Genomic DNA, 11,177 nt, shown 5'->3' with positions numbered 1-11,177 from the left:
GGAGAGGCTAAACGCCTCCGGAGGGCCGGTAAGACCACCGCGTGCGGTGGCGCAGTCCAGCGAACGAGGAAGCCTTCGAGGTGCCACATGAACTCATGCGGCACGGGCGAGAATCCCCGGGCTTCAGCCCGGGGAGCGCGTCAACGTATGGGCTCGACACCGCTTACCTGGAATCAGCTTCGAATGGTCAGATAACAGATCGTATGGAGGAGGTAAGGGCGATTAGTCTGAGATTTGACGCTATACGTGCATGGGCTCACCCCATGTACATCACCAAGGACGTGATCCGGGAGTCGATGGAGAGGTATGGGTCATGAGTGACGAGCTGGCGGACGAGTTGGCCCGGGCGTCTTGGCGGAAGGCATCGAAGTCTGGTTCGAACGGTGGCGACTGCCTTGAGGTGGCTGTGCTCTCCGGAGGGCGGGTGGGCATCCGTGACACGGAGGCACCCGAGAAGGCTCCGTTCGTCGTTCGAAGTGCTGTGTGGGACGCCTTTGTGGATGGCGTGAAGAAGGGCGAATTCGATTTCTAGAAGCCTCTAGAAGTCGATCCGCATGACCACGCGCCGGACCGTGGGATGGCTGACCTCCTTGAACCCGGCCTCCTCGAAGACCTGACGGGCGCCCACGTGCAACTCGCCCCAGGTGATCGTCTTACCCGGCTGGGTGATCATCGTGTACGCCTCGACCGCCCGCGCGCCCCGCTCGCGAGCGAAGCCGATCGTGGCCTGGGCCAGGTGGTAGGTGAGGCCGCGGCCCCGGAAGCCCTTCCGTACCACCAGGCAGGTCACCGCCCAGACGCCGTCGTCGTCCTTGTCCTCGGCCCGCCCCCGCCAGGGCACGGAAGAGGTACGCAGCTTCGGGTAGGCCGTGCGCGGCTCGACCGCCGCCCAGCCCGCGGGCTCGCCGTCCACGTACGCCACCAGCCCGCTGGTGACCTCGGCGGCCGGGTCGCCGCAGGCGGTCTGCGTCTGGAGCATCGCGGTTCGCCCCTCCTGCGTGGAGTCGCGCCAGATCCAGCCGATCACCTTGAACCTCTGGCACAGGCACCGGCCCGCGTCGGTGGTGCCGAAGACGGCGGCCAGGTCGTCCCAGGACGCCTCGTTGGCTGGGACGATGTTCACCTGGTCGGCCGTGATCGGCGGATGCGTGGCCTTCATCCTGTGCATGCTAGGTTCCATTCCGGACGTTCTACCGCCGGAATGTGGGAAAGCCGTGAACCCTGACGTCAGCCCCACCGCACGGGCGCTGCTGGCCCTCGAGCTCCTCCAGACCGGTCCGGGCATCACCGCGGCCCGGCTCGCCGGCAAGCTGGGCGTCTCGGAGCGGGCCGCCCGGCGGTATGTCGAGATCCTGCGCGAGGCCGACATCCCGATCGAGTCCGTACGCGGGCCCTACGGCGGCTACCGCGTCGGCCGCGGCTTCCGGCTCCCGCCGCTGATGTTCAGCACCGCCGAGGCTCTCGGCCTGGTCATGGCCGTGCTCGACGGCCATCATGACGCGGGTGACGCCACCGATCCGGTCGGCAGCGCGCTCGGCAAGATCGTGCGGGCGCTCCCGGAGCCGGTGGCCGCCCAGGTCGAGGCCATCCGGCGCACCACGGCGCCCGCACTCGACCGCGCCGCCGCCCGGCCCGACCCAGAGATGACGACGACCCTCGTACAGGCCTGCTCGAACCGCAGGAGGGTGCGGCTCGGCTACCGCTCCGAGGCCGGGTCGGAGCGGGACTTCGAGGCCGACCCGTGGGCGGTCGTCGTTCGCCACGGCCGGTGGTACCTGCTGTGCTGGTCCCACGCCTCCGATGCCGTGCGGACGTACCGGATCGATCGGGTTCGTGACGTGGAGGTGCTCGACGACACCTTCGGCCTGCCTGAGGACCTTGATCCGGTCGCCCTGCTGGAGGAACATCTCGCCGTCGGATGGGAGTACGACGTCGAGGTCGTCATCGACGCCCCCGTCGACATAGTGCGGCGCTGCCTTCCCCGTGCCCTGGGGCGGCTGGAGTCGCTCGACGCCGGGACCAGTCGCCTGGCGGGGAGCACCAGCAACCCGGTGTGGTACGCGGAGCAGCTCGCGGTGATCCCGGCGCCGTACCGGATCGTGAAGTGTCCCGAACTCCGGGAGGCCGCCCAGGCCCTTGGGCGACGGCTGATGGCGGCGAGTGATGGCTAAGATGGTCAACGACTGCCGACCCATCGGTTGACCAGGTCGGCTGGCTTGGCGGCGGACGGCTAAGCTGCGGTAGTAGGTGTACCTGTCGGCACAAGGAGGTCGCGGCATGACCGCCGAGTCGCACGAACTGATCAGCATTCGGACGCCTGAGCAGATCGTGGAGTCACTGAAGGCCGATCGGAGCCCACGTAACATCCGTGCATGCCTTCCGCCTGCCGACCGTGGCTTCTTCGACAGGGACTATCGGCGGGCCATGGCCAAGGCCACCGAGGAATTGGATCTTGGGCCCGTCAATGCGTTGCTCGCTCACTGGTGGCACATGGCCAGGATGAAGGCAACCGGTGAGTACGAAGCCGTTCTAGAGCAAGGTGCTCGCGTTCAGGACCAGATCGAACGCGGCGAATACGTGCCAGGAAGACCGCTTCAGGAAGTTCTCGCCGAACGAGCATCCCAGCTAGGTGTGGAGCTCAACCTTTAGATGTACACCGTCGGCAAGAGCAAACAAGTGGACGAGCAGATCACCGGCCTTCCAGCCGAAGCGCTCCCAGCGTTCCACGAGGTGACAGTATTCCTTCAGGTCGCGCCCTGGAACGGCAATCCCTTCCTAGGAGAACGACCTGACGCCCCGATGCGGACCCAGACGTTCGGTGATGGCGGCTCGGGACTGATCACTTACCTGATCGTCGAATATCGGCGTCTGGTGGAGATCATCCAAGTCGCTTGGTATGGCTGAGCACCGCAGGTGCCGGTCGTTGCGCTGGCGCTCCAGGGCAGAGCCCGAGCGGAGCGAGGTCCGCTCGGGCGGGTATCAGCCGGCCCACCCGGTAATCAGGCAACGGGCGGGTGCGGTCTAATCAGTGGCTGCGGAGGGCGGCCCAGACGTTGATGCGCGGCGTGGTGACCTCCGTCCCCGCGCTCGTGTACGTGATGGGCTTGCCCGTGCGCCGCAACGAGGCCAGTGACTGGTCCACCGTCGCGTGCTTGCGCTTCTGGTGCAGCAGCGCGAAGGCGCCCGTCACGTGCGGGGCGGACATGGAGGTGCCGTTCAGCGTGGCGTAGGTGTTCCCGGCGATGGCCGCCGTGATCGCCACGCCCGGCGCGTACACGTCCAGCAGAGTGCCCCGGTTCGAGAAGCTCGCGACGGCGTCCTGCTTGTCGGTGGCTCCGACCGCGATCGTGTTGGAGACGCACGCCGGCCACGACACCGCGGCGTCGAAGCCGTTGTTGCCGGCCGCGACCACCGTCGCGGTGCCCTTGGCCTGGAGCTTGTCGACCTCGGCCTTGAAGTCGGCCCCGTCGCCCTCGTCGCAGGCGACGTCGTACTGGCCGCCGCCGAGGCTGAGGTTCACGGAGGCGATGTTGTACTGGTCGGCCAGCATGTCGGTGTAGGCCATGCCGGTCAGGATCGAGGAGTCGTAGGCGAGGATGCAGACCGGGCGGCCCGCGCAGTACGGGGAGTTGTCGAAGCGGCTGAACACCTGCACCGGCACGATCTTGGCCTGCGGGGCGACGCCGTTGGCGGCGAACTCGGCCGTCTTCTGACCGGCTGTGATCCCGGCCACGTGGGTGCCGTGGTAGCACAGGCCGTACTGCGGCTGCGGGGCGCCCGTCATGCACGCGGCCGTCTCGGCGTTGGCGGCGCCGTCGCCGATCTGGAACTGGCTGCCGTTCGGGCAGAGCGGGGTGGAGCCGTCGACCGGGTCGGTGGCCGAGAAGCACGCCTGCGCGACGATGCGCTTGCCGAAGGCGGGGTGGTCGTTGTCGATGCCGGAGTCGAGAATGGCCACGGCGGTGCCCTTGCCGGTGAATCCGGAGCGCTGCGCCCGGTCCGCGCCGATCAGCGGGATGCTCTCCACGAGGCTGGGCTCGTTGAGCTTGTCCTTGCGGATCGAGACCACGTCCGACTGCCCGGCGATCTGCTCCAGCTCGGCGCGGGTGCCCCGGTAGACGAAGAAGTCCAGTTTGCCGGCCACCTCGGCGGGCGGCTCGGCCTCGACGTTCTTCTTGTCCCGCTTGACCTGCTCCGCGCTGGACAGCACGGACTGCACCTGGGCGGGCTGCTTGACGCGGACGATGGCGCGGTGTTCGCCGCTCGCGGTGATCGCGGGGTCGATCTTGGACTCGGGGTCGGCGAGCGCGGGTGTGGCCACCAGCACTGCCGAGGTGGCGGCTAATGCGATGGCGCCGGCCAGCAGAGACGAGAGTCTCAACTGTTCCTCCGGGGGATCGGGGGGATTTTGTCACCGTAAGTGTAGTAGTGATGCCTATGGTGTGAAGAGGCCGGGCCGGGCCCCTTCACTTCACCCACGCGAGGCTCAGAGCTGAGGGTTGGCGGTGGCGCGCTCCACGTCGATGCGCGGCGTGATCACCGTCGTGCCGGAGGCGTCGAACTGGACGGGCGTGCCGGTGTCGCGCAGCCGCTGCAGGCTCTGCGCGACCGTGAACTCGGGGAACCGCTGCCGCATCAGCGCGAACGCCCCGGCCACGTGCGGCGCGGACATCGAGGTGCCGCTCTTGTCCCCGTACACGTCGTCCGGCACCGCCGAGGTGATGGCCACCCCCGGCGCGAACAGGTCGAGCAGCGCCCCCCGGTTGGTGAACGAGGCCAGCGCGTCCGCGTTGTCCGTGGCCCCGACAGTGACGGCCGTGGAGATGCAGGCGGGCGAGGCGACGCCGTTGGTGAAGCCGCTGTTGCCGGCCGCGACCACCGGCGCCACCCCCAAGCCCACCAGCGTGTCGAACTCCGGCTTGACCGCCCCCGCGCTCGGGTCGGCGTCACATGCCTGCGAGTACGACTGCCCGCCGCCCAGGCTCATGTTCACCGCCGCGATGTTGTGCGTCCTGACCACGCGCGACACGTACTCGAGAGCCAGCTTCTGATCCGAGGTGTAACTGAGGAAGCACGGCGTGGGGGCACCCCCCAGCGCGCAGGTCAGCGGGTTGTCCACGCGGCTGAAGACCTGGATCGGCAGGAGACGGGCCTCGGGCGCGACCCCGCTGGCCGGCGCCCCTGCTGTCATCCGGCCGGCCGCGATGCCCGCCACGTGGGTGCCGTGGGAGCAGGCGTTGGCGCCGTTGACGATGCACTGCGTCGTCTCGGCGTCGGCCGCGCCCGGGCCCGTCTGGCTGGGCTGGTTGTTCGGGCAGAGTGAGACCGTGCCGTCGCTGGCCGAGGAGGAGGAGAAGCACGCCTCGTCCACGATCCGCCCGGCGAAGAAGGGATGGTCCCGATCGATCCCGGTGTCCAGCACGGCGACCGTGGTGCCCGTTCCGTTCCAGCCTGCCTGGTTGGCCCGGTCCGAGCGGATCAGGGCCGTACTGGTGTCCAGCGAGGGCATGCTCAGCTCGTCCTTGTAGACGGCCTGGACGCGGGCGTCCTTCTTGAGCTTGTCCAGGCTCCGGACGTCGACCTCGGCGACGAAGAAGTGGGGCGACTGGGCCGCCTCCAGGACCCGGCTCCCCTCGGAAGCCTGCTCCAGGTCGTTGGCCACGGCCTGGACGCTCTGGCCTGGTTTGAGCTGAATGATGGAGCGTACCTTGCTCTTCGTCTGAATCTCCGAGATCAGCGCAGGGCTGATGATCGGGTCACCGGTGTCGGCGCTGTCGGCGTGCAGTGCCGGGGCCACGCTGAGCACGGCGGCTGCCGCGGCCAGCGTCGTCGCACCGGCCAGGAGAGACCGTAGCCTCACAATTTCCTCCCGAGGCTGGAGCCGTGAAGCTCGTCCGGCTCCCGGCTGCGTACGCCCGCATACGTCCCCACCTGTGACAACTGTGATGTCAGTGACGTAAGTAACCCAGAGAAACGTTGGAGGCTTTTTTGCTCTATAGCGACAGAAGCGAAAAGGCCGGTCAGAAGTGACCGGCCTTTTCGGATATCTAGCTACTTGACGGTTTTCAGGACGTTTGTGACTGCCTTCTTCAGCGCCGCCGCGGACGGCTTGCTGCTGAGCCGCACCTTCTCCGCGGTGGTCAGGGTCGAGGTGCCGTTCGTGCCGTGGGCCCAGTTCAGCCAGGCCGTCAGCAGCGCGCTGTCCAGCTTGGCCTTGCCGGTCTTGGTGTTCTTCAGCACGCGGTACGCCTTGCCCAGCGACGACGACTTCGTCAGCTCGGAGAACACCTTGCTCGACTTGCTGATCAGCTTCAGGTAGCAGGTCAGCGTGCCGTCGGGAATCGTGCCGCTGCTGCGGTGGATCTCCACGGCCCACTTCTTGGCCGTCAGCTTCTTGGCGGCGGTGCCGCGCGTGCAGACCGTGGACGCGGCCGCCGGAGTCGGCGTGACGGTCGTCGTGACCGTTACCGTGACGGTCGGCAGCGGGACGGGGCTGGTGGACGGCTCCGGCTCCGGCTCGGGTTCGGGCGCCGGGTTCGCTGAGTCGTCAGGCTCGGGGCTGGCGTCGTCCGTGGGGGCCGGCTGCGTGATCGGGCTTTGCGTGATCGTCGGCTGCGTGGCCGCCCCGGCCAGGGCCGCCCCCACGTCCAGGCGCGGCGTGGTGACCTGCGCGCCGTTGGCCTCGTAGGTGTACGGGCGGCCCGTGGTCTTCAGCTTGTCGATCAGCTCGGTCATCGGGGTCTGCGGCGAGGCCGCCTTCATCAGCGCCAGCGCGCCGGCCACGTGCGGGGTCGCCATCGAGGTGCCGCTGTAGACGGCCGTGGCGTTGTCGGGCACCGACGACTCGATGTCCACGCCCGGCGCGAACAGGTCCACCAGGCTCCCCACGTTGGAGAAGTCCGCGATGCGGTCGTCGTTGTCGTTCGCCCCGACGGACACCGCCGTGGAGACGCAGGCCGGGTGCGAGACGCCCTCGACGGACTCGTTGCCCGCGGCCACCACGGTCGCGATGTTCTTGGCCAGCAGCGCGTCGATCTTCTGCTTGAAGATCGTGCCTTCCTCGGTGCCGTCGCAGTTCGTGTCGTACAGGTAGCCGCCGAGGCTCAGGTTCACCGCCGCGATCGGCTGGTTCAGGTTCGCCACGTAGTCCATGGCCTGCCGCAGCGACGACTCGTAGGCCACCACGCACGACGGATCGCCGCAGATCTCCTCGTCGTTGATCCGGCTGAACACCTGCACCGCCACGATGTTCGCGCCCGGCGCCACACCTCCGGTGCCGGCCGCGATGCCCGCGACGTGGGAGCCGTGGTCGCACAGGTTCACGCCGTCGGCCAGGCACTGCGCCGTGGTGGCGTCCGCCGCGTTGCCGTCGGTCTGCTCGGTGGCCCCGTTCGGGCAGAGCGACTCGACACCGGCCTCCTCCTTGGCGGAGAAGCACGCCTGGGCCACGATCCGGCCCTGGAACCAGGGGTGGTCGGGGTCGATGCCGGTGTCGAGGATGGCCACGGCCTGGCCGGCGCCGGTGTTGCCGCCCGCGTGCACCTTGTCGGCGCCGATGAGCGCGAGGTTGGGGGTGACGTCCGCCGGTGTGTACGTACGGTCGCGGTGGATGGAGGAGATCCGGGGATCCTCGGCGAGCTTGGCCAGCTCCTCAGCCGTGCCCTCCACGACCATGAACGACTGGCTCTGCGGTTGCAGCAGCACGTCCACGCTGTCGGCCGCCGCCTTCGTCGCCACGAGGGCGTTCTGGGCAGGGTCGGTCAGCTCGACGACGGCCCGCTCGGTGCCGCCGTCGACGCCTAACCCGTCCTCCACCTTCTCCTTCGGATCGATGGAGGCGGGCGGTTGCTCTGTCGGGGCCGCCGGTGTCGGGGTCTGCGTCACGGCCGGCGCTGGGGTGGGCGTCGGGTCGTCTGCGTAGGCCGGGCCCGACAGCGGTAGCAGGGCCAGCGCGATCGAGCTGACGATCAAGGGGCGGAATCGCACGCGTCCTCCGAGGGGGATGATCTCGGAGTTTAGGGCGATTTGCCCGACACGCACAGGCCCCCGGGCCGCTTTCTCACCGAACTTTCAGCGGCCACACCTCAAAGGTTCAGGCTTCATGCGTCAGCCACACCGCGCCGAGCGGCGGCACCCGCAGCGTCGTGGAGTAGGGGAGCCCGTGCCACGGCTCGTCCACGGCCTCCACCCCGCCCATGTTGCCCACGCCGCTGCCCCAGTAGTCGTAGGCGTCGGTGTTGACGGCCTCCGTCCACTGGCCGGCGTACGGGAGCCCGAGCCGGTAGTTCTCGTGCGGCCCGCCGCTGAAGTTCACCACGCACGCCACCGCCGACCCGTCGTTCGCGTAACGGACGAACGAGAAGGTGTTCCCGGAGGCGTCGTCGGCGTCGATCCACCGGAAGCCCTCGGGCCGGGAGTCCTGCTCCCACAGCGCGGGGGTCTCGCGATAGAGCCGGTTCAGGTCGCGGACGAGCCGTTGCACGCCCTGGTGCCCGTCGAACTCCAGCACCCACCAGTCCAGCCCGCGCTCCTCCGACCACTCCGAGCCCTGCCCGAACTCACCGCCCATGAACAGCAGCTGCTTGCCCGGATGCGCCCACATGAACGCCAGCAGCGCCCGCAACTGCGCGAACCGCTGCCACTCGTCGCCCGGCATCTTGCCCAGCAGCGACCCCTTGCCGTGCACGACCTCGTCGTGCGACAGCGGCAGGACGTAGTTCTCCGAGTACGCGTACAGCAGCGAGAACGTCATCTTGTGATGGTGGTACTGGCGGAAGACCGGCTCGTGCCGCAGGTATTCGAGCGTGTCGTGCATCCACCCCATGTTCCACTTGAACCCGAACCCGAGCCCGCCCAGGTGCACCGGCCGCGACACCCCCGGCCAGGCCGTCGACTCCTCGGCCACGGTCGAGATGCCGGGTGCCTCCCGGTAGCAGACCGAGTTCATCTCCTTGAGGAACTCGACCGCGTCGAGGTTCTCCCTGCCCCCGTAGACGTTGGGCGTCCACTCACCCTCGCGCCGCGAGTAGTCCAGGTAGAGCATCGAGGCCACCGCGTCCACCCGCAGCCCGTCGACGTGGAACTCCTTCAGCCAGAACAGCGCGTTGGCGACCAGGAAGTTGCGCACCTCCCTGCGGCCGAAGTCGAACACGTAGGTGCCCCAGTCCGGGTGCTCGCCCCTGGCCGGGTCGGCGTGCTCGTAGAGCGGCGTGCCGTCGAACCGGGCCAGAGCCCAGTCGTCCATCGGGAAGTGGGCGGGCACCCAGTCCAGCATCACGCCGATGCCCCGCTGGTGCATGCGATCCACGAAGTGACGGAACTCGTCGGGCGTGCCGAACCTGGCCGTCGGCGCGTAGTACGAGGTCACCTGGTAACCCCACGACCCGCCGAACGGGTGCTCGGCCACCGGCAGCAGCTCCACGTGGGTGAAGCCCAGGTCCGCGACGTACTCGGAGAGCTGGTCGGCCAGCTCCACGTACGACAGCCCCGGCCGCCACGACCCCAGATGCACCTCGTAGACGCTCATCGGCCCGGACTGCGGCTGCGCCTCGCGCCGCTCGACCATCCAGGCGTCGTCCTGCCAGCTGTAGTCGGACTTGTCGATCACCGACGCCGTCAGCGGCGGCACCTCGGTGCGCCTGGCCATCGGGTCGGCCTTGTCCCGCCACACGCCGTCGGCGCCCAGGATCTGGTACTTGTACCGCTGGCCCGCCGCCAGCCCCGGCACGAACAGCTCCCACACCCCCGACCGGCCCAGCGACCGCATCGGGTAGGCGGTGCCGTCCCAGTGGTTGAAGTCGCCGACGACCCTGATGCCGCGCGCGTTCGGCGCCCAGACGGCGAACGCGGTGCCGTGGACGTCCTGGTGCTCCATGACGCGCGCGCCGAGCACCTCCCACAGCCGCTCGTGCCGCCCCTCGCCGATGAGATGCAGGTCCACCTCGCCGAGCGTGGGCCAGTGACGGTAGGGGTCCTGCAGCTCGTACGGCTGCGCGCCCGCGTACTTGATGTTGAGCGTGTAGTCGGGCACCTTGTCCAGGCCCGGCACGGTCACCTCGAACACCCCGTGGGCCTGGTGTTTCATGTCATGGGCAGAGCCGTCCTCCAGGACCACCCGCACCCGTTCGGCCAGTGGGCGCAGTGTGCGGAAAACGACCCCGCCCGACACGGGGTGCGCTCCGAGCACGGAGTGCGGATCGTGATGTGCCCCGCCCGCCAGGCGGTCGAGCTCTGTCCTCATCGGCATGCTCCCAACACTGCCCTACGATGACCGTCCATCCCAGGCACTGCCCGCTTTCACCGCGACAATCACCGGAAGTGCGAAATCCCGGGTTTATCACAAGAAGATGCCGGGACGGGATAACCGGACCTTTCCCGCTTCATGGCTCGTACATACTGGTGCGCTTGCCAGCATCCCCCCCAGAAAGGCCCAAGCCATGTATCCACCGCCCTCCGGCCCGGGGTACCAGGGTTACCCGCCCCCACCACCGCCCCGCTTACGCCCGGTCCGCGGCCTCGCGGTCTTCGCCATCGCGGCCCTGGTGTGCGACTCCGCGATCGGCCTCATCGCCGCGGGCATCGACCTCTGGTACGCCGGCCTCGTCGACCGCATCGCCGCCGACGTCACCGCCGTGCCGGAGTCGGAGATCAACACCGGCGACCTCGTCTACGGCCTGTCCGGCATCCTGGAGTTCGCCGTCTACGTGCTGGTCATCGTGGCGTTCCTCGTGTGGTTGTTCCGGGTGCGGGCCAACGCCGAGATCCTCTCGCCCGGCGGTCACCGGCGCGGCAAGCCGTGGGTGTTCTTCGGCTGGCTGGTGCCGATCATCGCGTTCTGGTTCCCGAAGCAGATCGTGGACGACATCTGGTACGCCTCCGCCCGCGCCGGCCACGCGGCGGCCCCGCCGTCGAAAGGGCTGATCGACGCCTGGTGGGCGGCCTGGCTCGTGGCCTCCTTGGTGTCGAACCTGGCCGGCCGGATCCTGTTCAGCGCCGACGACCTGGACACCATCGCCGCGGCGGCGCGGTTCGACGTGGTGAGCATCGCGTTGCTGGTGGTGGCGGCCGTGCTGGCGATCGGCGTCATCCGCAAGATCACCGACGCCCAGGAACAACAACGCAACCCCGACCTCACTCCCGGCGTCCCCACCGGCTACCCGGCCTACTGACCGAGGCCC

The 11,177-nt window shown here is 68.7% G+C and carries 10 protein-coding genes; 5 read left to right on the top strand and 5 right to left on the bottom strand.

The features are described from left to right. Positions 1–313: 313 nt before the first annotated feature. Positions 314–532: a DUF397 domain-containing protein gene (locus ACFPZ3_RS41360; RefSeq protein WP_379519826.1), complete on the top strand. Its 219-nt coding sequence runs from the start codon at positions 314–316 to the stop codon at positions 530–532. Positions 533–538: 6 nt separating this feature from the next. On the opposite strand, the gene ACFPZ3_RS41355 is transcribed toward ACFPZ3_RS41360, so the two are convergent. After that, positions 539–1,159 carry a GNAT family N-acetyltransferase gene (locus tag ACFPZ3_RS41355; RefSeq protein WP_379519825.1) on the bottom strand — a complete coding sequence of 207 codons (621 nt, stop codon included), beginning with the start codon at positions 1,157–1,159 and terminating at the stop codon, positions 539–541. 55 nt (positions 1,160–1,214) lie between these two features. On the opposite strand from ACFPZ3_RS41355, the gene ACFPZ3_RS41350 reads away from it, so the two are divergent. The 3 genes from ACFPZ3_RS41350 to ACFPZ3_RS41340 all read left to right on the top strand — a co-directional run bounded on the left by ACFPZ3_RS41350 (position 1,215) and on the right by ACFPZ3_RS41340 (position 2,904). Further along, entirely contained in the window at positions 1,215–2,171 is a 957-nt protein-coding gene (locus tag ACFPZ3_RS41350) for a helix-turn-helix transcriptional regulator (protein ID WP_379519824.1), read from the top strand. A gap of 106 nt (positions 2,172–2,277) precedes the next feature. After that, the gene (locus tag ACFPZ3_RS41345; RefSeq protein WP_379519823.1) at positions 2,278–2,649 is read left to right on the top strand and encodes a DUF6247 family protein; all 372 of its coding nucleotides are present in this window, start codon (positions 2,278–2,280) and stop codon (positions 2,647–2,649) included. After that, positions 2,650–2,904: a hypothetical protein gene (locus ACFPZ3_RS41340; protein WP_379519822.1), complete on the top strand. Its 255-nt coding sequence runs from the start codon at positions 2,650–2,652 to the stop codon at positions 2,902–2,904. Between the two features lie 121 nt (positions 2,905–3,025). Here the strand turns inward: ACFPZ3_RS41340 and ACFPZ3_RS41335 are convergent, their stop codons facing one another. From ACFPZ3_RS41335 to glgB, 4 genes are all read right to left on the bottom strand, one after another. Next, the gene (locus tag ACFPZ3_RS41335) at positions 3,026–4,381 is read right to left on the bottom strand and encodes a S8 family peptidase (RefSeq protein ID WP_379519821.1); all 1,356 of its coding nucleotides are present in this window, start codon (positions 4,379–4,381) and stop codon (positions 3,026–3,028) included. Between the two features lie 105 nt (positions 4,382–4,486). After that, on the bottom strand, positions 4,487–5,860 hold the full coding sequence (locus ACFPZ3_RS41330) for a S8 family peptidase (protein ID WP_379519820.1): 1,374 nt from the start codon (positions 5,858–5,860) through the stop codon (positions 4,487–4,489). A 191-nt stretch (positions 5,861–6,051) separates the two neighbouring features. Beyond that, on the bottom strand, positions 6,052–7,986 hold the full coding sequence (locus tag ACFPZ3_RS41325; RefSeq protein ID WP_379519819.1) for a S8 family peptidase: 1,935 nt from the start codon (positions 7,984–7,986) through the stop codon (positions 6,052–6,054). A 106-nt stretch (positions 7,987–8,092) separates the two neighbouring features. Next, positions 8,093–10,240 carry a 1,4-alpha-glucan branching protein GlgB gene (glgB, locus tag ACFPZ3_RS41320; protein WP_379519818.1) on the bottom strand — a complete coding sequence of 716 codons (2,148 nt, stop codon included), beginning with the start codon at positions 10,238–10,240 and terminating at the stop codon, positions 8,093–8,095. Between the two features lie 196 nt (positions 10,241–10,436). Here glgB and ACFPZ3_RS41315 point away from each other — a divergent pair, with 196 nt between their 5' ends. Further along, positions 10,437–11,168, top strand: a complete 732-nt coding sequence (locus ACFPZ3_RS41315) for a DUF4328 domain-containing protein (RefSeq protein WP_379519817.1) — start codon at positions 10,437–10,439, stop codon at positions 11,166–11,168. Positions 11,169–11,177: the final 9 nt, after the last annotated feature.

The organism is Nonomuraea insulae (assembly GCF_042656245.1).
Note: the sequence above shows the minus strand (reverse complement) of the source record. Positions and strands in the feature narration are given on the sequence as shown.